The sequence below is a fragment of the Streptomyces sp. CLCI03 genome, from assembly GCF_053615355.1.
Genome location: NZ_CM132132.1, coordinates 515,350 through 536,635 on the forward strand (window position 1 = coordinate 515,350; position 21,286 = coordinate 536,635).

18 protein-coding genes and 1 riboswitch are annotated in these 21,286 nt (G+C 72.4%); of the genes, 10 read left to right on the top strand and 8 right to left on the bottom strand.

All coding sequences use genetic code 11. The annotated features are described in order from the left end of the window. Window positions 1–5: 5 nt before the first annotated feature. Window positions 6–668 carry a hypothetical protein gene (locus ACWG52_RS02440; protein WP_389802133.1) on the bottom strand — a complete coding sequence of 221 codons (663 nt, stop codon included), beginning with the start codon at window positions 666–668 and terminating at the stop codon, window positions 6–8. A 265-nt stretch (window positions 669–933) separates the two neighbouring features. On the opposite strand from ACWG52_RS02440, the gene ACWG52_RS02445 reads away from it, so the two are divergent. Further along, window positions 934–1,677 carry a carbonic anhydrase gene (locus tag ACWG52_RS02445; protein WP_389802131.1) on the top strand — a complete coding sequence of 248 codons (744 nt, stop codon included), beginning with the start codon at window positions 934–936 and terminating at the stop codon, window positions 1,675–1,677. 70 nt (window positions 1,678–1,747) lie between these two features. Here the strand turns inward: ACWG52_RS02445 and ACWG52_RS02450 are convergent, their stop codons facing one another. Further along, on the bottom strand, window positions 1,748–1,987 hold the full coding sequence (locus ACWG52_RS02450; RefSeq protein WP_343299077.1) for a chaplin: 240 nt from the start codon (window positions 1,985–1,987) through the stop codon (window positions 1,748–1,750). Window positions 1,988–2,908: 921 nt separating this feature from the next. Here ACWG52_RS02450 and ACWG52_RS02455 point away from each other — a divergent pair. Both ACWG52_RS02455 and ACWG52_RS02460 read left to right on the top strand, forming a co-directional pair. Beyond that, window positions 2,909–3,733, top strand: coding sequence for a hypothetical protein (locus tag ACWG52_RS02455; protein ID WP_161291687.1), 825 nt, complete (start codon window positions 2,909–2,911; stop codon window positions 3,731–3,733). Next, the gene (locus ACWG52_RS02460; protein WP_389802127.1) at window positions 3,730–4,446 is read left to right on the top strand and encodes a class F sortase; all 717 of its coding nucleotides are present in this window, start codon (window positions 3,730–3,732) and stop codon (window positions 4,444–4,446) included. The genes ACWG52_RS02455 and ACWG52_RS02460 overlap by 4 nt, the downstream gene beginning before the upstream one ends. Before the next feature lie 295 nt (window positions 4,447–4,741). On the opposite strand, the gene ACWG52_RS02465 is transcribed toward ACWG52_RS02460, so the two are convergent. The 3 genes from ACWG52_RS02465 to ACWG52_RS02475 form a co-directional block, all read right to left on the bottom strand. Beyond that, window positions 4,742–5,203 carry a DUF7144 family membrane protein gene (locus ACWG52_RS02465; protein WP_033216352.1) on the bottom strand — a complete coding sequence of 154 codons (462 nt, stop codon included), beginning with the start codon at window positions 5,201–5,203 and terminating at the stop codon, window positions 4,742–4,744. Between the two features lie 192 nt (window positions 5,204–5,395). Then, window positions 5,396–5,593: a hypothetical protein gene (locus tag ACWG52_RS02470; protein WP_389802124.1), complete on the bottom strand. Its 198-nt coding sequence runs from the start codon at window positions 5,591–5,593 to the stop codon at window positions 5,396–5,398. 159 nt (window positions 5,594–5,752) lie between these two features. Then, window positions 5,753–8,443 carry a LuxR C-terminal-related transcriptional regulator gene (locus ACWG52_RS02475; protein ID WP_390165859.1) on the bottom strand — a complete coding sequence of 897 codons (2,691 nt, stop codon included), beginning with the start codon at window positions 8,441–8,443 and terminating at the stop codon, window positions 5,753–5,755. 212 nt (window positions 8,444–8,655) lie between these two features. Between ACWG52_RS02475 and ACWG52_RS02480 the strand changes: the two genes are divergently transcribed. Beyond that, complete coding sequence (locus ACWG52_RS02480; RefSeq protein ID WP_389802121.1) at window positions 8,656–9,588, top strand: aminoglycoside phosphotransferase family protein; 933 nt, start codon at window positions 8,656–8,658, stop codon at window positions 9,586–9,588. 130 nt (window positions 9,589–9,718) lie between these two features. Here the strand turns inward: ACWG52_RS02480 and ACWG52_RS02485 are convergent, their stop codons facing one another. From ACWG52_RS02485 to aceA, 3 genes are all read right to left on the bottom strand, one after another. After that, entirely contained in the window at window positions 9,719–10,588 is an 870-nt protein-coding gene (locus ACWG52_RS02485; protein WP_389802118.1) for a 3-hydroxybutyryl-CoA dehydrogenase, read from the bottom strand. Continuing rightward, window positions 10,585–12,177 carry a malate synthase A gene (gene aceB, locus ACWG52_RS02490; RefSeq protein ID WP_390138556.1) on the bottom strand — a complete coding sequence of 531 codons (1,593 nt, stop codon included), beginning with the start codon at window positions 12,175–12,177 and terminating at the stop codon, window positions 10,585–10,587. The genes ACWG52_RS02485 and aceB overlap by 4 nt, the downstream gene beginning before the upstream one ends. 137 nt (window positions 12,178–12,314) lie before the next feature. After that, complete coding sequence (gene aceA, locus ACWG52_RS02495; RefSeq protein WP_389116391.1) at window positions 12,315–13,601, bottom strand: isocitrate lyase; 1,287 nt, start codon at window positions 13,599–13,601, stop codon at window positions 12,315–12,317. Window positions 13,602–13,987: 386 nt separating this feature from the next. Here aceA and ACWG52_RS02500 point away from each other — a divergent pair, with 386 nt between their 5' ends. From ACWG52_RS02500 to ACWG52_RS02525, 6 genes are all read left to right on the top strand, one after another. Next, entirely contained in the window at window positions 13,988–15,400 is a 1,413-nt protein-coding gene (locus tag ACWG52_RS02500) for a short-chain fatty acyl-CoA regulator family protein (RefSeq protein WP_389802111.1), read from the top strand. Between the two features lie 83 nt (window positions 15,401–15,483). Next, a riboswitch (cobalamin riboswitch) is annotated at window positions 15,484–15,654 on the top strand. Window positions 15,655–15,840: 186 nt separating this feature from the next. Beyond that, complete coding sequence (locus tag ACWG52_RS02505) at window positions 15,841–17,340, top strand: CoA-acylating methylmalonate-semialdehyde dehydrogenase (protein ID WP_453127654.1); 1,500 nt, start codon at window positions 15,841–15,843, stop codon at window positions 17,338–17,340. Beyond that, the gene (locus ACWG52_RS02510; RefSeq protein WP_453127658.1) at window positions 17,337–18,491 is read left to right on the top strand and encodes an acyl-CoA dehydrogenase family protein; all 1,155 of its coding nucleotides are present in this window, start codon (window positions 17,337–17,339) and stop codon (window positions 18,489–18,491) included. Before ACWG52_RS02505 ends, ACWG52_RS02510 begins: the two co-directional genes overlap by 4 nt. Continuing rightward, a complete protein-coding gene (locus tag ACWG52_RS02515; RefSeq protein ID WP_389802103.1) occupies window positions 18,488–19,579 on the top strand; it encodes an enoyl-CoA hydratase/isomerase family protein in 1,092 nt (363 codons plus the stop codon). The genes ACWG52_RS02510 and ACWG52_RS02515 overlap by 4 nt, the downstream gene beginning before the upstream one ends. Next, on the top strand, window positions 19,576–20,478 hold the full coding sequence (gene mmsB / locus ACWG52_RS02520) for a 3-hydroxyisobutyrate dehydrogenase (RefSeq protein ID WP_453127660.1): 903 nt from the start codon (window positions 19,576–19,578) through the stop codon (window positions 20,476–20,478). Before ACWG52_RS02515 ends, mmsB begins: the two co-directional genes overlap by 4 nt. After that, the gene (locus tag ACWG52_RS02525) at window positions 20,475–21,248 is read left to right on the top strand and encodes an enoyl-CoA hydratase (protein WP_389803292.1); all 774 of its coding nucleotides are present in this window, start codon (window positions 20,475–20,477) and stop codon (window positions 21,246–21,248) included. The genes mmsB and ACWG52_RS02525 overlap by 4 nt, the downstream gene beginning before the upstream one ends. Window positions 21,249–21,286: the final 38 nt, after the last annotated feature.

A 21,286-nucleotide genomic window follows, 5' to 3' on the forward strand; every position in this document is an offset into this window, starting at 1 on the left:
ACGCCTCAGGACACGCCCGGGGAGAGGATGCCCGCGCGGGTGGCGAGGTCGAGTGCCGCGTCGAGGCGGGGAGCCGGGCGGCCTTCGGTGTGGGCCGCCGCCAGGAGCGCCGCCACAGCGCCCGCGTCGGCCTTGCGTTCCCGTGCCAGTGCCGCGAATCGGGCGACGGCATCGGTCAGGCTCCGCTGCCGCGTCGACGGGGCGTCGAACGAGGACACGGTGAGTCCGAGGAACTCCTCCTCGTCCGCGCCCACCCAGGCGGCGGCACCGTCCAGTCCGTCCTCCCGCACCTCGTCCGGGTAGGGGATGCGGTGCCAGGCGCCGTTCTCCCACCAGTAGACGAAGCCGAAGAGGTTCCCGGCGGCGTCGTCGCGCAGGAGGTCCCAGGGCAGCCAGTCGGGTCCGCCCGCGAGGAAGTCGATCTGTTCTCCGTCGACATGGGTGTGGCTGCCGTCGGGGTCCTGGCCGCAGAACACCGCGTGCCCCTCGTCCACCAGGGTCAGGCGCCACCAGCCGTCCCCGCCGGTGGAGTGGCACCACAGGCCGTCGTCGTCGAGGGCGAACTCGGTACTGGTGGAACACGCGGTGTCGACCATGGCCATGGTCACCGCCCTGGCCCACAGCAGTTCGGGGTGTTCGAGGTCTTCGGGCCGGCTCGGCGTGTGCATCGTGTGGTCTCTCCTCCCGGGTACCGGGCAAGCCTCGCACGAGGGGCCGGGTCGGCCGAAATGCCGATGCTCGTCCTCGACTCCTCCCGCACGAACACCGCACCGGCCCGGCGCGCCGCCCGGCGATCCGTGCGGACCAGGTGCCCGCACGCGGTGCCCGCATGCCGAGAAGATCTCGTCCGCATCCGGCCTGCCCGCACGCGGATCCCGCCATTGTGGTCGCCGCACCAACTTCCTTACCGGAATGGCGGGTTACGGTCCGGCCATGTCTTCGAACATACGAACCACCTCCGCTCCGCACAGCCGCCGCGCCCTGTTGCGCACCGCGGTGGCGGGCACGGCCGCGGCCGCCGGAGCGGGACTGACCCTCGGGGCGGCCCTGCCCGCCTTCGCCGGCTCGTGGGACCCGGAGAGCGCCGAGCCCGTGACCACCCCCGCACAGGCCCTGCGTCGGCTGGCGGCCGGCAACCGGCGATGGCGGGCCCAGGACCAGGAGCACCCGCACGAGTCCGGGCCCCTGCGCCGCCGGCTCGCCCAGGGCCAACAGCCCTTCGCGCTCGTGCTGGGCTGCGTCGACTCCCGCGTTCCGCCCGAGCTGGTCTTCGACCAAGGACTGGGTGACCTGCTGACCGTACGGTCCGCGGGCGAGGTGCTGGACGAGGCGGTTCTGGGGAGCATCGCGTACGGGGTTCTGGAGCTACGCATACCGCTCGTGCTCGTCCTGGCCCATCAATCGTGCGGAGCGGTCGCCGCCGCGGTCCACGGCGACGAGTCGGGCGAACCACTTCCCGCCCATGTCCAGTACCTGGCCGATCAGATACGGCCGTCCATCGATCACGGTCGGCAGGGCGAGGCCCGCGTCGACGCGACGATCGATGCGCATGTGCGCAACGTCCGCCGACGGCTCGCGGCCGAACCCGACCTCGCCGGGAAGGTGGCGGCGGGCGAACTCGCCCTGGTCGCGGCCCGCTACGAGCTCCGTGACCAGCACGTACGCATTCTGGCCTGACGGCGGTGCCGCCGCGTGCGGGCCCGTCCCGGTCGAGCTTCCGACCGGGACGGGCCACGGTTCACGAGCTTCAGGCGTTGACGCAGACGTTGCCGGCGGCCGGGTTGAGCGCGCCGATCACGTTGATGCTGTTGCCGCACAGGTTGATCGGAATGTGGATCGGGATCTGGATCACGTTGCCCGACAGCACACCGGGCGAGCCCGCCGCGATGCCCTCCGCGGTGGCGTCGGCCGACGCCGAGGACGCACCGCCCATGACCGCCAGGCCGAGCACCAGGGCCAGACCCGCACTCTTCAGAACACGCGACACGTGAATCTCCTTGTCACCGCACAGCGGTGCCGAAGCACCGCACGGCCCCGAGCGGGGTCGTCGCCCTTTACTTCGGCAGGTGACGGGCTCCCGCCCTGGGTCAGGGCGCCCGGTTCCCTCGAAGAGGTGGCACCACGCCTCCGTTCGGGGGTACGCGAGCGCCGTCGGGCCCCGGCCGCCGCCCCGCCGGCGCGTCGGCGACGCGGCCGATGCGCGGCTCGTCCTCCAGGCTTCGTACCCGGCGCCGGGCCGATGGCATTTCTTAGCATCAGAGGTCAACTATTCGTCCCGTCGACGCCCTGACGACTAGAAAGGTCGGGACCGGGCCGGACCCGCCGACGGGGATGATGCAACCCGTCGGTGACCGGAATGATGACTGAAGGCGGTGGATGCGCGTGTGTAGATGCGGCAGACTCGAATGGACAGCGGTCAGATTACTTCCGGAGAGACCGAGTTCAGACTCCTTCACCTGACGCGGTCGGTCCCGCCACAGCCTCTGTCCATGGGCGGTGCCGGGCTGACTCGGACGCAGGGAGGAGGGATTCCCCGACCTCCTCCCTGCGTATGCGGCTGCGCGTTTGCAGCTCGCATTCCCAGCCGCTCCGCACAGGCCCCGATACGGCCTGTCGCAAGCCGCTGACGTGTGACTTTCGAGGATTCCGCCTCGCGCCACAACCTGGCCGACGCGATGATACGGCTACCGTCCGAGTGCGTTCCGACGTGCACCGGACGCGGAATTGAGCCGGTTTCGGAACGAATCCGGCGAACACAGTCGGAACAAGCCACCTGAGATTTTTCAATTGGGCACCCATCCGCAGGCGTTGGGGCAACGAAGGATCAGCGGGAGCCTCTGCAGGGCCTCGCACAAATCCCGTACGATCTGCGATTCCCGTCCTGGGGATCCACGGAACAGGAGCGAATGTGATAGTCAAGCGCGCCGGTCGCCACGTGGTTCTCGCCGCCATACCCGCCGCCGTGGTCCTGAGCCTCGGCCTTTCCGGACCAGCTCTCGCCGAGGGCGGAAAGGCGTACCAGATCGACCTTGCGCAGCTGAACGCATCAGGCTCCAGCGGCACGGTCATGCTCACCCTCAAGGGCAAGCAGCTGACCGTACAGATCGAGTCCAAGGGCATGGTGCCGGGGCAACCGTCGGCCCAGCATCTGCACGGTTCGACCAAGGGCCACGACTTCCACTGCCCGGACGCGACCGACGACACCGACGGCGACGGGGTTCTCAGCAACACCGAGGCCACGCACGACTACGGCGACATCAACATCTCGCTCACCACGGGCGGAGACACCAAGCCCACGAGCGGCCTCGACGTGTTGCGCATGCCCGTCGCCGACGCGCAGGGCACGATCCGCTACAAGCGGACGATCGAGGTCGGCCAGGATGTGGTCGACCACATCAAGGACCTGCATGTGGTGCAGCACGGTATCGACCGCAACAAGAACAAGAAGTACGACTTCGAGGGCGCCGGCAAGAGCGAGCTCGACCCGAAGCTGCCCCAGGAGGCCACCGCTCCGACCAACTGCGGAGAGGTCAAGGGCGCGGCCGTCGGATCGATTCCCGTGGGTGGCATCGAGACCGGAGGCGGTACGACGGAGCACGCGGCCGCTCCGGTGACGATGCGCGACGGTGTGGCCATCACCGTCCTCGCGGTCGCGGCCGGTGCGGTGATCATCGGGCGCAAGCGGGCCGGCGGCGGGCCCGTCCGCCGGGAGACCACCGGGGGTGGCGCGTGAAGTCGACCCTCGTACGGTCCCCCCGCCGGGCCCTGGGCCCCCTGGCGGCCGTCGCCCTCGCGGGGCTGCTCCTCACCGGGTGCGGCGGCCAGAACGCGGCGACGCCCCCCGCCCCCGCGGGGCAGAGCGGGCAAGGCGGGGCGCCCGCCGCCGCGGACGCCGCTCCGCCCACCGGGAAGGCACCCGCGGCCGGATCGCAGAGCGGCGGGAGCACGGGGACGGGTGCGGGTGCCGGCTCGGGCCGGGCCGAGCAGGCCCTGGCCCGGTCCGCGCCGCAGAAGATCTCGATCCCCTCGCTCAACGTGTCCAGCTCCCTGGAGACCCTGCAACAGAACCCCGACGGCACCATGCAGACCCCGAAGGACCCCGCGCTCGCGGGCTGGTACGAGCCGGGACCGACCCCCGGCTCCCAAGGACCGGCCGTGATCGCCGGGCACGTCACGTGGAACGGCGCATCCGCGGTGTTCGAGAAGCTGAAGACGATGAAGGGCGGTGACACCATCAAGGTCACCCGGAAGGACGGCAAGACGGTCACGTTCACGGTGGACCGCGTCGCCGAGTACCCGAAGGCCGAGTTCCCGACTCTGGAGGTCTACAAGAACATCGACCACGCGGGCCTGCGACTGGTCACCTGCGGCGGCAACTTCGACCCCAAGAAGCACTACTACGACAGCAACGTGGTCGTGTACGCCCGAATGACGGGCGCCGCGTAACCGGAACCACGGGGCCGGGAACACGCCCGTCGGCCGCAGGACCCCCACTGCGACCGGCGGGCCCGGCCGTCCCGGACGACGAGACCCACCCTTCGCCGCGCACGCGTTCGGCGGAAGGCGTCCGCGTGCGCCGCGGCCCACGGCCGGAACGGACGGGCCGGCGCTCCCCGAACGCATGCATCCCAAAGCGGACTGCAACGCCACCGGATCCGTGATCGACCGAGTGACACGCGCGCCCGCGGGCACGCGGCGGCACCCGACCCGTCACCGGATCGGGTGCCGCACATGCCTCGCGTCAGTCGGTGGTGTGCGTCCAACTCGTGCACAGGGCCCAGATGATGAACACGTCGATCGCGATGATGATGATCGACCACCAGGGCTGGTACGGCAGCCACATGAAGTTGAGGATCACGCTGATGCCGGCGAGTGCGATACCGGCGCCCCGCGCGAGGTTCGAGCCGGCGAACAGGCCCACCCCGGTGAGGATGACGATGATCCCGACGATCAGATGGATCCAACCCCACGCCGTGAGGTCGAATTCGAAGACGTAGCTGCCGATGCGGGCGTAGACGTCGTCGTTGGCGATGGCCGCGATGCCTTGGAACACCGCGAGGCAGCCGGTCACCAGAAGGAGGACGGCGGCGAACAACGTGCCCACGTTCCCCGCGCCCTGGCTGTCGCCGCTTGGGTACAGCGGGGTGTTGCCCGGCGCGGGGCCGGTGTTCCAGTTTCCCCCGGTCGGTGTCGGCTGGCCCATGGAATTCACCTCACAGTTGGCGGTTCAGCGCAGGACCGTCCTGCTCCGGCTCGTCGGTCACAGGCTTCGGTGCCCACATCGCAGTGTCGTCCGACGGTCCGGTTCCTGTGATCACCCGAAGCGGGTGGTCTTCGCCCGGGAGCACCGGGCGGCCGCACACGGGGCGGCCGCACACGGGGCGGCCGCTCCCGCTCACGCGGGCAGCCGGCGCATTTCGAGCACCCGCAGGCCCAGGGACTGGAAGCGGGTGAGGAGCCCGTACAGGTGGGCCTCGTCCGCCACGCTGCCGCAGAGGAGCGTCTGCTCCGGTACGGGGATCCGGGCGAGCTCCGGAAAGCTCGCGGCGAACGTGTCCGGTACGACCCCCGAGATACGGAATTCGTAGCGCATGGGAGCGGTCACTCCTCTCGGAACGAAGGCTTCGGGGTCCGGGCCGGTGCGAGAGCCCGGACCGCTTCCGGCCTTCACCGCCATCGTGGGCCCCCGGCTCGGGGCCCGACATCGCCCGGTGCGGGCGAGAAACCCGCGCGGCGACCCGCCCCGCGCGACTCAGAGCATCCCGAGATCCTGCGCCCGGTGGACCGCCTCGCTGCGCCGGGTGACGCCGAGCTTGCGGTAGATGCTCTTCAGGTGGGTCTTGACCGTGTTGGCCGACACGTACAGCTCGGTCGCGATCTCCTCGGTGGACAGCAGCTCCGCGGCCTTGCCCAGCACCTCGGTCTCCCGCGCGCTCAGCGGTTCCACCACGGGTGGCCGCCCCTCGCTCCGCGGCGCGCGCGCCGTACGGGCCGTACGGGCCGGGGTGCGGGGGGCCGGCCGGCCGTGCGACCGCGCCGTCCGCGGGTCCTCGCGCAGGGTTCGGCGCACCCAGGGACCGCTCTCGGTGAAGATCCTGCGCAGTTCCTCGGGACGGGCGAGGGCCAGCGCTTCGTCGAGGTACCGGTGCGCCTGCGCGCAGTCGCCCCGCGCCTCGGCGATCCGCGCGCGGAGCAGGCAGGCATGGGCCCGTACCGGCGTCGGGACGCCGTCGTCCGCCGGTACGCCCGCCAGTGCCCGCGCCGCGTCCGCGGGACGGCCGGCATCCAGCAGGGCGCGGGTCCGGGCCAGCGCGCGCTCCGGCCGGTCACCGTCCGGGGCCGGCGCCGCGTCCAGCACCCGCAGGGCCGCGACGGCGTCGCCGCCCGCCAGGTGTACGGCCGCTTCGGCCACCGTCAGCGCGTCCGCCGCCCAGGCGGGCAGTCCCGCCGCGTCCACCGCGCGCAGGGCGGCGAGCGCGGCGTCCCCGTCGCCCTCGGCCGCCGCGATCCGGGCCCCGATGACGGCGGCCCGGGCGGCGGTCGCGGGATCCGGGCGCGGCCCGGGCGCCGCGGTGGCCAGGTCCAGGTGGTGGCGGGCGGCCGGCAGGTCGTCCTGCTCGACGGCCACGCCCGCCAGGACGAGGTGGTCGATCCCGGACCGGCGTTCGGCCGGCAGGGCGGACCGCTCGGCGACGGCGAGCGAGGCGTGGGCGTGTTCGGCCGCCTGCCGCAACCGGCCGCGCAGCAGTTCGGTCAGGGCGAGTGAGCCGAGGGCGCCTCGGAGCGGGGCCTCCGTGCCCGGCGGACCGCACGCGGCGACGGCGGCGGTGAGCGTGGATCCGGCCCGGTCCAGGTGTCCGGCGCCCAGCTCGACGGCGCCGAGATGGGCCAGCAGCAGGGCGTGGAGCTCGGGGCGCTCGGCGACCAGGGGCGGCGGCAGCTCCCGTAGCAGCCGGTCGGCGTCGGCGGCCGCCCGTTCGACGGCCGTCAGGTCGTCGGCCGGCCGGCCGACGAGCACACCGAGGAAGGCGCGGCCGAACCGGGCCGCCGGGCCGCAGGCGTCCGCGAGCGGGTCGTCCGCGGACGGTGCGAAAGCGGCGTCGGCCCGCCGCAGTTCGGCCTCGCACCCCGGGAGGTCCTGTTCGGCCAGCCGGCAGGCCGCGCCGACCAGTGCGGGCGCCGGTCCGGGCGTCCCGGTCGGCATGTCGGCGAAGGCCCGGACCAGCTGGTCGGCCTCCAGGCCCGTCAGGAGGCGGCCGAGGGCCAGGTTGTCGACCAGTTGCGCCGCCGCGAACTGCCAGTCCTCGGCGGCGGCGCCCTGGAGCACCGCCTCGGTGAGCCGCCCGGTCCGGGCGAGCCAGCGCGCCGCCCGCCCGTGCAGCCGGGGTTCGAGGCCGGGGCAGCGTTGCCGTAGGTGCGCGCGCAGGACCTCGGCGAACAGCGGGTGCAGTCGGTACCAGGCCGAGGCGTCGATCTGTTCCAGGAACGCGTTGTCGCGGGCCAGCCGGGCCAGGGTCCGTGCTCCGTCGTCCCGGCCGGTCAGGGCGTCCGCGAGATCCGGGTGGACGCGGTCGGTGACGCAGACGCGCAGCAGCAGGTCCTGGGTGGGGGGCGGCTGCGCGTCGAGCACCTCGGTGAGGAGGTAGTCGGCGATCGTGGTCCGGTCGGCCGCGAACTGGCGCAGGAACGCCTCCGGGTCGGCGCTGCTCTGCATCGCCAGGGCGCACAGGCGCACCCCCGCCGCCCATCCCTCGGTCCGCTCCATGAGGAGGCGGATTCCGTCGGGCGAGACGGTCAGACGGTGCTCGCTCAACAGCGCCTCGGCGTCCGCGTCGGTGAATCTGAGGTCGGCGTGTCGGATCTCCGTGATCTCACCGGCCGCCCGGTAGCGGTGCAGGGGCAGCAGGGAGTCCGAGCGGCTGGTGAGCACGATGCGCAGCCCGCCCGCCGCGTGGCGGAGTACGAAGTCCAGCCCCTCGCTCGTCGCGGGCGGCTGGGTGGTGTCGAACTGGTCGAGGACGAGGACCGCGGGCTGCGCGGAAGCGGCCAGCCCGTCCGCCAGGCGCACCAGGAACGACCGGGTCACGCCTTCGGCCCGGGTCGGCCGGCCCACCTCGGCGGGCAGGGCCGTCCCGCCCCGGTGGAGGGCCTCCAGCACGTAGGCCCAGAAGGCTCCGGGGGCGTCGTCGGGCTCGACGGTGAGCCACATGGGGGGACGTGTGGTGCGTCCGTCGGCCGCCCAGTGGGCGGTGAGCACGGTCTTGCCCGATCCGGCGGGACCGTTGATGAGGGTGAGCGGCCCCTGCGCGCCGGCCGTCAGCCGCACCAGCAGCTCGGGCCGGTGGACCAGCAGCTTCGGGACGGCCGGGGGCGCGAACCTGGCCGCGAGCATGGGGTCGCCGGTCGGCGCCCGGTGGTCCATGGAGGTCACCGGGGGTCCCACGGGGGTACGGAGTGTGATCGGCCCACGCTTCCCACTGAACCGGTGATCGGTGGTGATCACCAGTCGTGTCACCCGGTCCGGGTGAGGCCGGGTGAGGTCCGGGCACCGCCCGTGCGGGCCCGGGGGCCGAGCGCCCGGGTGCGCTGTCGCCGTGTGGGCCGGTCGTGCACGGACGGAAGGTCGGATCATGGAGCCCGGCGTAGGGTACCGGGATGATCGAGACACCAGAGGTGTTCACGCGGACCACGATCGAGCGGGAGGGCGCGGCCGGCGCCGCCTGGCTCGCCGAACTCCCGCACATCGTCGACGAGTTATTGGCACGCTGGCAGTGCGTACCGGACGGTGCGGTCTTGCACGGAGGGGTCGGGATCATCGTTCCGGTGCTGCGGCGGGCCTCGGAGCCGGCCGTGCTGAAGGTGTCCTTCCCGCATCCCGGCAACGTCCATGAGCCGGACGCGTTCGAGGCGTGGGCGGGGAACGGCGCGGTCCTGCTGCACGAGCGGGACGACGCGCGCTTCGCGATGCTGCTGGAGCGGGTCCGGACCTCGACGCTGGAGGAGATCGAGGACGGTGACGAGGTGGTGACGGTGGCGGGGCGGCTCAGCCACCGGCTGGCCGTCCCCGCACCGGCCGGCCTGCCTCGGCTGCGGGACCGGAGCGGCGCCTGGGAGGAGCAGCTGCGCCGCGATCAGGTGGAGTTGACGCACACGATGTCGCCGTACGTGGTGGACGCGGCGGTGGCGACCGTCCACGAGCTGGGGCGCACCCAGCCGGACGTCCTGATCCACGGTGACCTCCACGCCCGGAACATCCTGCGCGCGGACCGCGAGCCGTGGCTCGCCGTCGACCCCAAGGGCTACGTGGGTGACCCGGCCTACGACGGCGGCACCCTGCTCAAGACGCGCGCGTTGTCCCTCCTCGGGGCCGAGGACCTCGGCAAGGCCGTCCACCGCACCCTGGACCTCTTCGTCGAGGCCGCGGAGCTCGATCGCGAACGTGTCCGACGTTGGGCTCAGCTCCACGCCGTGCAGGCGGCGTTCTGGGGTCGTCGGCACGGCTTCCGGGTCGCCCGCGGCGGCCCGATGCTCGACTGGATCACGGAGTTCGCCGACCACCTGGCGGGGTTGCTGACGCGGCCGGCCTGATCACCGACGGCTGGGCCGCCCCTTCTCCCGTACCCGGTGCGGCGCGGGTGCGGCGACACCACTCGCCCCACCCGCGCCCTTCCCGTGCGTCTCCGGCGCACCCTCTGCCCTGGAGACCCGCCGGGGCCCCTCAGCCCCGGCCGTACGTGTGGAACCCGCGGCCGCTCTTTCGGCCGAGCAGACCCGCCTGCACCATCCGCTGGAGCAGCGGGGGCGGCGCGTACAGGGGTTCCTTGAACTCCTCGTAGAGGGATTCCGCGATGGCCGCGACGGTGTCCAGGCCGATCAGGTCCGCCAGTTTGAGCGGGCCCATCGGGTGCGCGCAGCCCAGTTCCATCCCGGCGTCCACGTCCTCGGGGGCGGCGAACCCGGATTCGGCCATGCGGACGGCCGAGAGGAGGTAGGGGATCAGCAGCGCGTTCACCACGAAGCCGGCCCGGTCCTGGGAACGGACGACGGTCTTGCCCAGGACGTCGCGGGCGAAGGCCTCCACCGTGTCGAGGGTGTCCCGCGAGGTGTGGAGGGAGGAGACGACCTCCACGAGGGGCAGGACGGGGACGGGGTTGAAGAAGTGCAGGCCCACGACCCGGTCGGCGCGGCCCGTGGCCATGCCCAGCCGCATGATCGGGATGGCCGAGGTGTTCGTGGCGAGGATCGCTTCCGGGTCCGCCACGATCTTGTCGAGGGCGGTGAAGACCTCGGTCTTGGCCTCGGGGTTCTCGGTGACGGCCTCGATGACGAGCTGCCGGTCGGCGAGGTCCTCCAGCTCGCCGGTGAAGACGAGCCGGGCCAAGGCGTCCTCGGCGGAGATCCGGTCCAGTTTGCCGCGCTGCACGGCTCGTTCGAGGGAGACGGCGACGCGTTCCCGGGCGGCCCGGGCGGCCGTGTCGTCCGCCTCGGCGACGACGGTGTCGAGGCCGGCGCGGGCGCACACCTCGGCGATGCCCGCGCCCATCTGACCGCCGCCGACGACACCGACCCGGCGGATCGACGGGGTCATGACCGGTTCTCCGTCCGGCGGACGAGATGGCGGGTGTACGCCTCGGGGGTGAAGAAGGCGGGCAGGCCGGGGGTGAGCGCGGTGTTCACGAAGATCTCTCGGGCTTCGGTGACCCGGGCCCGCGGGTCCTCGTCCTCCAGTGCCGCGCATTCGGCGTCGAGGAGGTCGAGGACCGTCGCCCGGTCGGCCTGGTCGTGCCGCAGCCACTGCCAGATCTGGACGCGGGCGATCTCGGCGGTCGCGGCGTCCTCCATCAGGCCGTGGAGGGCCACGGCGCCGCTGCCGCGCAGCCAGGCGTCGAAGTAGCGCAGGGCGACGGCGACGTTCGAGCGGATCCCCTCCCGGGTGGGGGGCGCGGCGATCCGGCGGACGGACAGCAGGTCGGCGGCCGTGATCTCGACGTCCTCCCGGGTCCGGTCGAGTTGGTGCGGCCGCTCCCCCAGGACCTCGTCGAAGACCTCGCGGCAGACGGGGACCAGTCCGGGGTGGGCCACCCAGGAGCCGTCGAAGCCGTCCTCGGCCTCCCGTTCCTTGTCGAGGCGGACCTTGGCGAGGGCGGCGCTGTTCGCCTGCGCGTCCCGGCTGGGGACGTGGGCGGCCATCCCGCCGATGGCCTGGGCGCCGCGCCGGTGGCAGGTGCGTACGAGCAGCTCGGTGTAGGCCCGCATGAAGGGGGCGGTCATGGTGACCGCGGCCCGGTCGGGCAGTTGGAAGTCGGTGCGGTGGCCGAAGGTCTTGATCAGGCTGAAGAGGTAGTCCCAGCGGCCGGCGTTCAGCCCCGCGCTGTGTTCGCGGAGCTCGTGGAGGATCTCCTCCATCTCGAAGGCCGCGGTGATCGTCTCGATGAGGACGGTGGCGCGGACGGTGCCGCGGGAGATGCCGAGGAGTTCCTGGGCGTGGCGGAAGACGTCGTTCCACAGGCGCGCCTCGTACCGGTTCTCCAGCTTGGGCAGGTAGAAGTACGGGCCGTGGCCCGCGTCGATCTGCCGCTGGGCGCAGTGGAAGAAGTACAGGCCGAAGTCGACGAGGGACGCGGACAGGGGGCGTCCGTCGATCTCCAGGTGCTCTTCGAGGAGGTGCCAGCCGCGCGGGCGGACCATGATGGTCGCGAGCTGCTCGCCGAGGCGGTACTCCTTGCCCTCCGGGGTGGTGAAGTCGATGCGCCGTTCGACGGCGTCGAGCAGGGTCAGCTGGCCGCCGATGATGTTGGTCCAGGTCGGGGCGGTGGCGTCCTCGAAGTCGGCCATCCAGACCTTGGCACCGGAGTTCAGGGCGTTGACGGCCATCCGCGGCTCGGGCGGGCCGGTGATCTCGACGCGGCGGTCGGTGAGGCCGGGCGCGGGCGGGGCGACGCGCCAGTGCGGGTCCTCGCGCAGGGCGCGGGTGGCGAGCGGGAAGTCGAGGGGGGTGCCGCCGGCCAGGTGGCCCGAGCGGCGTCGGCGCTCCTTGAGGAGCTCCAGGCGGCGATCCGCGAACGCGCTGTCGAGCCGGCCGATGAACTCCAGGGCCTCGGGGGTCAGGATCTCCTCGTGGCGCTCACCCGGCGCGCCGAGAACCTGGACGCTGCTGGTCAGGGACGGGAGGGGCATGCGGTTCTCCTCAGGCGGGTCGGGGGTGGGTGCCCGGGGGGGAGGTCCCTCGGGCACCCGTCGGAAGGGGCCGCCGAGCGGGCGGGCCGGCCGATCGGCGGGCGGGGCCGGCGGTGCGGCTCACGCCCGTCGGTGGCTCAGTGGAACTGCTCTTCCTCGGTGGAACCGGAGAGCGCGGTGGTGGAGGAAGCCGGGTTGACGGCGGTGGAGACGAGGTCGAAGTAGCCGGTGCCGACCTCGCGCTGGTGCTTGACGGCGGTGAACCCCTGGGCCTGGGCGGCGAACTCGCGCTCCTGGAGGTCGACGTAGGCGGTCATGCCGTGCTCGGCGTAGCCGCGGGCGAGGTCGAACATGCCGTGGTTGAGGGAGTGGAAGCCGGCGAGGGTGATGAACTGGAAGCGGTAGCCCATCGCGCCGAGCTCCCGCTGGAACTTGGCGATCTGGTCGTCGTCCAGCGCGGCCTTCCAGTTGAAGGAGGGCGAGCAGTTGTAGGCCAGCATCTGGTCGGGGTACCGCGCGTGGATCGCCTCGGCGAACTCGCGGGCCTGGGCCAGGTCCGGGGTGCCGGTCTCGACCCAGATGAGGTCGGCGTACGGGGCGTAGGCGAGGCCGCGGGCGATGACCGGGGCCATGCCGTTCCGGACGTGGTAGAAGCCCTCGGCGGTACGCTCGCCGGTGCAGAACTCCGCGTCGCGCTCGTCGACGTCGCTGGTCAGGAGGGTCGCGGCGAGGGCGTCCGTACGGGCGATGATCAGGGTCGGGGTGTCGGCGATGTCGGCCGCCAGGCGGGCCGCGTTGAGGGTACGGACGTGCTGCGCGGTCGGGACGAGGACCTTGCCGCCGAGGTGGCCGCACTTCTTCTCCGAGGCCAGCTGGTCCTCGTAGTGGATGCCGGCGGCGCCCGCCGCGATCATCGCCTTGGTGAGCTCGAAGGCGTTCAGCGGGCCGCCGAAGCCGGCCTCGGCGTCCGCGACGATCGGCGCGAGCCAGTCGGTCGTGTCGGTGCCGCCCTCGGCGGTGGCGATCTGGTCGGCGCGCAGCAGCGCGTTGTTGATCCGACGGACCACCTGGGGGACCGAGTTGACCGGGTAGAGGCTCTGGTCGGGGTAGGTGTGTCCGGCCTGGTTCGCGTCGGCGGCCACCTGCCAGCCGGAGAGGTAGATCGCCTGGAGTCCGGCGCGCACCTGCTGGACCGCCTGGCCACCGGTGAGGGCGCCGAGGGCGTGGATGTAGTCCTGCTCGTGGAGCTGTCGCCACAACCGCTCGGCGCCGCGCCGGGCCAGGGTGTGCTCCTCGCGGACGCTGCCCGAGAGCCGCACCACGTCCTCGGCCGTGTAGGTGCGCTCGATGCCCGCCCAGCGAGGGTCGTCGGCCCACCGCTGCTTGAGCTGCTCGGCCGCCGCCGTCGTGTTCGCCTCTGCCATGACCGTCACCGTTTCCATCCGTCGCTGGTCTTGCCAATGAGCCGGACCGTGGGCCCGACGACTTGGCACTCTGTGCCTGTTAAGGAGCTGCGGCCGCCGAACCCGGCGCGGGGCCGAAGCTGAGCAATGCTGCCGAACGGCCGGGTCGAACCTCCTGGATGGCCGAAATCAGGGCGTGAGTCGGGCCGGTCGGTTCGTCCCGGCCGCCGTGTCCGGCGGGCCGCTGCACCGACTCTGGCACTGACACCGAGTGCCTTCAAGGAGGTACATCTGCCAAGGTCTGCGAATCTTCGGCATCGAAATTGCCAAGATTGCGAAGGGGTCGGTCGATGAAGATCCCCGTATTCTGACGTCGCGTGTCGGGCCCGGAACGGCGAGGGAGCGCGGTGAGCAAGACGTACGCGGGGGCGCGGTTGCGACGGCTGCGCGAGGAGCGGCGGATGACCCAGGCCGACCTGGCCCGGGTGCTCGCCATCTCCCCCAGCTACCTCAACCAGATGGAGCACGACTCCCGGCCCCTCACCGTTCCGGTGCTGCTGCGATTGACCGAGGCCTTCGGGGTGGATCCGGGCTTCTTCTCGGAGCGGGACACCAGCCGGCTGGTCGCCGACCTGCGCGAGGCGCTCGCGAACGAGGTGGCCGAGGCGCGGGTCTCCCCCTCCGACCTCGCCGAACTGGCCACCCGGATGCCCGCGGTCGCCTCGGTCCTGCTGGACCTGGGCCGGCGCAGCCAGCTGTTGGCCGAGCGTCTCGCCGACGCGGCCGACGGGCGGGACGTGGCCGCCGACAGCCCGCGCTCGCCCCATGAGGAGATCCGCGAGTTCTTCTACCGCCGGCAGAACTACCTCCACGACACCGATCTCGCCGCCGAAGGTCTCGCCGCCGAGATCGGCATCCGCCCGGGCGACGTCATCCGCGCGCTGACCCGCCGGCTCGCCGAGCGGCACGGGATCCGGACGGCCACGGACTCCGACCGGCTGCACCACTACGACGCCACCGCCCGGGTGTTGCACCTGTCGAACCGGCTCCGGCCGGGACAGCAGGCGTTCCGGATGGCCACCCAGCTGGCGCTGATCGAGTACGGGGCCGAGCTGGACCGGCTGGCCGCCGAGGACTTCCCGCCCGGCTCCCCCGTCCACGGCCTCGCGCGGATCGGCATCGCCAACCACTTCGCGGGCGCGCTCATCCTCCCGTACCCCGCCTTCCACGCCGCCGCCGAGGAGTTCCGCTACGACATCGAGCGACTCACCGACCACTTCGGGATCGGCTACGAGACGGTCTGCCACCGGTTGAGCACCTTGCAACGGCCCAGGCTGCGCGGAGTGCCCTTCTCCTTCGTGCGGGTGGACCGGGCCGGGAACATGTCCAAGCGGCAGTCGGCGACGGGATTCCACTTCTCCCGCGCGGGCGGCACCTGTCCCCTCTGGAACGTGTACGAGGCCTTCGCCGCGCCCGGCCGCATCCACGTCCAGGTGGCCGCCATGCCCGACGGACAGCGGTATCTGTGGACCGCCCGGGCCGTCACCCGCCACCGCGGCGGCTGGGGGGAGCCGGGCAAGACCTTCGCGATCGGGCTCGGCTGCGAGATCCGGCACGCCTCGCGCCTCGTGTACGCCGACGGGCTCGACCTCGACAACACGGCGGCGGCCACCCCCATCGGCATGGGCTGTCGGCTCTGCGAGCGCCTCGACTGTCCGCAGCGGGCCGTGCCGCCGCTCGGCCGGGCGCTGGCCGTCGACGAGAACAGCAGCACCTTCGTCCCGTACCCGGTGACCGGGAACCCGGGCCCCACGACGTAGGGCTGAGGGGACGTCAGGCCGCGGACGCCGGACGAAGGCGCGCGGCGGCGGCTCTGGACTTACTAGGACGTCCAACTATATGTTCGTGGCACAAGGTCCGCGGTGCAGGGAAGCCGGTGAGAATCCGGCACGGTCCCGCCACTGTGACCGGGGAGTGTGCTGCCATCCACACACCACTGACGAGCTTCGTCGGGAAGGCGGGCGGCACGCGGGGATCCGGGAGTCAGGATACCGGCCGCGGATGTTCCGTGTTGTCCACGAGGATGGAGCAGACACGCATGGCACCGGTTTGTACCCACGACCCTGGTGATCCGGCGGAGCGCGCGCACATGTCCGCACGCTCGTAGTCCCACGGCCCTCCCCAGCGGCGCACCCCATCGGGTGCCGTCCGCCGGTCAGCCGTGCCATCCCCGGATCCCACCTGACGAGAGCAGGCAACCATGGTCCGTGAACTCACCCATTTCATCGGCGGCAAACACACCACCGGATCCTCCGGTCTCTTCACCGACGTGTACGACCCCAACACGGGCGCCGTCCAGGCCCGGGTCCCGCTCGCGGGGCGCGCCGACACCGAGGCCGCCCTCGCGAACGCCGTGGAGGCGCAGGCCGACTGGGGGCAGTGGAACCCGCAGCGTCGCGCCCGCGTCCTGCTGCGTTTCCTCCAGCTGGTCGAGGCCGAACGTGACGCGCTGGCCCGGCTGTTGTCCTCCGAGCACGGAAAGACCGTCGCCGACGCCCATGGTGACCTGCAACGCGGCCTGGAGGTGGTCGAGTTCGCCTCCGGTGTCCCCCACCTGCTGAAGGGCGAGTTCACCGACAACGCGGGCGGCGGGATCGACGTGCACTCCTTGCGCTCACCGCTGGGCGTGGTCGCCGGGATCACCCCCTTCAACTTCCCCGCGATGATCCCGCTGTGGCAGGCAGCACCCGCTCTGGCCTGCGGAAACGCCTTCATCCTGAAGCCTTCCGAGCGGGACCCGTCCGTACCGCTGCGCCTCGCCGAGCTGTTCCTGGAGGCCGGCCTGCCGCCCGGCGTGCTCAATGTGGTCAACGGCGGGAAGGAGGCCGTCGACACCCTGCTGGAGGACCCGCGCGTGCAGGCCCTCGGCTTCGTCGGCTCCACCCCGATCGCCGCGCACATCTACGCGACCGCCGCGGCCCACGGCAAGCGCGCCCAGTGCTTCGGCGGCGCCAAGAACCACATGATCGTGATGCCCGACGCCGACCTCGACCAGGCCGTGGAGGCCCTGATCGGCGCCGGCTACGGCTCCGCGGGCGAGCGCTGCATGGCCGTCGCCGTCGCCGTCCCCGTCGGCGAGGAGACCGCGAACGCGCTGGTCGCGAAGTTGAAGGAGCGGATCGCCACCCTGCGGGTGGGTCGCTCCGACGATCCCGAGGCCGACTTCGGGCCACTGGTCAGCCGCGACGCCCTCGACCGGGTGAACCGCTACGTCGACATCGGAGCCACCGAGGGCGCCGAACTCGTCGTGGACGGACGCGGGTTCACCCTGCCCGGGCACGAGAACGGCTTCTTCGCCGGCGCGACCCTCTTCGACCGCGTGACCCCGCAGATGCGGATCTACCGCGAGGAGATCTTCGGCCCGGTCCTGTCCGTCGTACGGGCCGCCGACTACGAGGAGGCCCTGCGCCTGCCCACCGAGCACCCGTACGGCAACGGTGTCGCGATCTTCACCCGCGACGGCGACACGGCGCGCGACTTCACGCGCCGGGTGGGCGCCGGCATGGTCGGCGTCAACGTGCCGATCCCCGTCCCCGTGGCGTACCACACCTTCGGCGGCTGGAAGCGGTCCGGCTTCGGCGACCTGAACCAGCACGGCCCCGACTCGATCCGCTTCTACACCCGGACCAAGACCGTCACCTCGCGCTGGCCCTCCGGGGCCAAGGAGACCGCGAGCTTCACCATCCCGACGATGGGATGAGCCCGGTGACCACCACCCTCACCCCCGATCAGCTCGCCCTCGCCGAGGTCACCCTCGACTTCGCCCAGGAGCAGCTCGGCCCGAACGCCGTCACCTGGGACCAGGACAAGCACTTCCCGCTGGACGTGATCCGCAAAGCGGCGGACCTCGGGCTCGGCGGCGTCTACGTCCGCGAGGAGCACGGCGGTTCCGGCCTCTCCCGGGCCGACGGTGTGCTCGTCTTCGAGACCCTCGCCACCGGCTGCCCCTCCATCGCCGGATACCTCTCCATCCACAACATGGTCGCCTGGATGATCGACCGGTACGGGGACGCGGACCAGCGGGCGCGCTGGCTCCCCGACCTGTGCTCCGCCCGGTCGCTGGGCAGCTACTGCCTGACCGAACCCGGTGCCGGCTCCGACGCGGCCGCCCTGCGCACCCGGGCCCGACGCACCGACGACGGCTACGTACTGACCGGGGTCAAGCAGTTCATCTCCGGCGCGGGCGCCTCGGAGGTCTACGTCGTCATGGCACGTACCGGCGGGGAGGGTTCGGGCGGCATCTCCGCGTTCGTCGTCGAACGCGGCGACCCCGGGGTCTCCTTCGGCCCGAACGAGCGCAAGATGGGCTGGAACGCCCAGCCCACCCGCCAGGTGGTCCTCGACGGGGTCCGCGTCCCCGCCGACCGGCGGCTCGGCGCCGAGGGCGACGGCTTCCGCATCGCCATGAACGGCCTCAACGGCGGCCGCCTCGGCATCGCCGCCTGCTCACTGGGTGGTGCGCAGAGCGCACTGGACCGCAGCCTCGTGTACCTGTCGGACCGGGAGGCCTTCGGGGCCCGGTTGTCGCAGGCCCAGGCCCTGCAGTTCCGGCTCGCCGACATGGCCACCGAGCTGGCCGCGGCACGCGCCCTGGTCCGTCAGGCCGCCGACGCCTTGGACCGGGGCGACCCGTTGGCACCGCAACTGTGCGCGATGGCCAAGCGGTTCGCGACGGACACCGGGTACACGGTGGCCGACCGGGCCCTCCAGCTCCACGGGGGCTACGGCTACCTGAGCGAGTACGGCATCGAGAAGATCGTCCGCGACCTTCGGGTCCACCAGATCCTGGAAGGCACCAACGAGGTCATGCGCATCATCGTCGCCCGCGGGCTCACGGAAGCCCTGCGATGAACCACGACTCCCCCGAGGACCACGCCCCGGACCACGTGCTCCTGCGGACCGAAGGCCGCACCGCCTACATCACCCTCAACCGTCCGAAGGCGCTCAACGCCCTCAGCCACTCCATGGTGCTGCGCGTCGACGAGGCGCTCGCCCGCTGGCAGCACGACCCGGACGTCACGGCCGTCGTCATCGAGGGCGCGGGCGAACGGGGCCTGTGCGCGGGCGGTGACATCCGCGCGATCTACGAGGACGCCCGCACGGGCGGCACGGCCTCGGCCGACTTCTGGCGCGACGAGTACCGGCTCAACGCCCGCATCGCCCGCTACCCCAAGCCGTACGTCGCCCTCATGGACGGCATCGTCATGGGTGGCGGCGTCGGCATCTCGGCCCACGGCACCGTGCGGATCGTCACCGAGCGCTCCCGCGTGGCGATGCCCGAGACCGGCATCGGCTTCGTCCCCGACGTCGGCGGCACCTACCTGCTGGCGCTGGCGCCCGGCGAGTTGGGCACCCACCTGGCCCTGACGGGGGCGCCTGCCGGTGCGGCGGACGCGCTGCTGTGCGGGCTCGCCGACCACTTCGTGCCCTCGCAGCTGCTGCCGCGGCTGGCCGCGGACCTGGCGGGTGACCCCGTGCACGAGGTGCTGGAACGGTACGTGGCGCCCGCGCCCGCCGGCACGCTCGCCGAGGACCGCGAGTGGATCGACCACTGCTACGCGCCGGACACGGTGGAGGACATCCTGGAGCGCCTGCTGCGCAGCGACGCCCCGGCGGCGAAGGAGGCCGCCGCGACGCTCCGCTCCAAGTCGCCCACGGCGCTCAAGGTGACGTTGGCCGCCCTGCGCCGGGTGCGTGCGCTCGGCCCGCTGGAGAGGGCTCTGGAGCAGGAGTACCGGATCTCCTGCGCGGCGCTCTCCTCCCCCGACCTGGTGGAGGGGATCCGCGCCCAGGTCGTCGACAAGGACCGCAGCCCTCGGTGGTCGCCGCCCTCCCTGTCGGAGGTGACCCCGGCGGACGTGGAACGGTTCTTCGCCCCGCTCGGCGCGCACGAACTGGGGCTGGCCCCCGCCCACACGACGTCGGAGGTGCCCTGGTGAGTACGACCGTGGCGTTCATCGGACTGGGCCACATGGGTGGCCCGATGGCGGCCAACCTCGTCCGGGCCGGACATCGCGTCCTCGGCTTCGACCTGGTGCCGGACCTGCTGGCCGAGGCCGCGGCGACGGGGGTGGAGCCGGCGTCCTCGGCCGGCGCCGCGGCCGCCGACGCCGACGTGGTGATCACCATGCTGCCGGCGGGCGGCCACGTCCTCGCCCTGTACGGGGAGGGCGGGCTGCTCGGCGCCGCGCGGCCCGGCACCTTGTTCGTCGACTGCTCGACCATCGACGTGGCCGACGCGCGGGCGGCGCACCGGGCCGTGGGCGCGGCCGGTCACCGGTCCCTCGACGCGCCCGTCTCGGGCGGGGTGGTCGGCGCGCGGGCGGCGAGCCTCACCTTCATGGCGGGCGGCGGCGCCGAGGAGTTCGCGGCGGCCGAGCCGCTGCTCGGCGCGATGGGCAGGAAGGCCGTGCACTGCGGGACGGCGGGCGCCGGACAGGCCGCGAAGATCTGCAACAACATGATCCTCGCCGTCTCGATGATCGGGGTGAGCGAGGCCTTCGTCCTCGCGGAGAGCCTCGGCCTGGACCATCAGGCCCTCTACGACGTGGCCTCCACCGCCTCCGGCCAGTGCTGGGCCCTCACCGTCAACTGCCCGGTACCCGGACCGGTTCCGGGCAGCCCCGCCAACCGTGACTACCTGCCCGGCTTCGCCGCGCCCCTCATGGCCAAGGACCTCGCCCTGGCGGCGAACGCCCTGCGGGCCGGCGGGGTGGAGGCACCGCTCGGCCTGAAGGCCGCCGAGCTGTACGCCGACTTCGCCGCCGGCGAGGGCGCCGGCCTCGACTTCTCGGCGATCGTCCACACCCTGCGACCCCGGAACGGAACACCCGCATGACCTACGAAACGATCCTGCTGGAGCGCAAGGGGCGGGTGGCCGTCCTCACCCTCCACCGGCCCGAAGCCCTCAACGCCCTCAACCTCCGGGTGATGACCGAGGTGGTGGCCGCGGCGGAGGAGCTGGACCGGGACCCCGGGGTCGGCTGCATCGTGCTGACCGGCTCCGCGAAGGCCTTCGCGGCGGGCGCCGACATCAAGGAGATGCGGCCGCAGGGCTACATGGACATGTACCTGTCCGACTGGTTCACGGCATGGGACCGCCTCGGCCAGGTCCGTACCCCCACCCTCGCGGCGGTCTCCGGCTACGCCCTGGGCGGCGGCTGCGAGCTCGCGATGCTGTGCGACATCCTGCTCGCCTCGGACACCGCGAAGTTCGGGCAGCCCGAGATCAAGCTCGGGGTGATCCCGGGGATCGGCGGTTCCCAGCGGCTCACCCGGGCCGTCGGCAAGGCCAAGGCGATGGAACTGTGCCTGACCGGGCGCACCATGGACGCGGTCGAGGCCGAACGGGCCGGTCTGGTCTCCCGGATCGTGCCGGCCGACGAGCTGCTGTCGGAGGCGCTCGCGGTCGCCGAGACCGTCGCCGGGATGTCGAAGCCGGTGGCGATGATGGCCAAGGAGGCCGTGAACCGGGCCTTCGAGACCACCCTCACCGAGGGCGTCCGCTTCGAACGTCGGCTGTTCCACGCGGTCTTCGCCACGGCAGACCAGAAGGAGGGCATGTCCGCCTTCGTCGACAAGCGCCCGCCCCGCTTCGGCCACAACTGAGGCACGCACGAAGGCCGGGTGCGGCGCTGTTCCGCGCG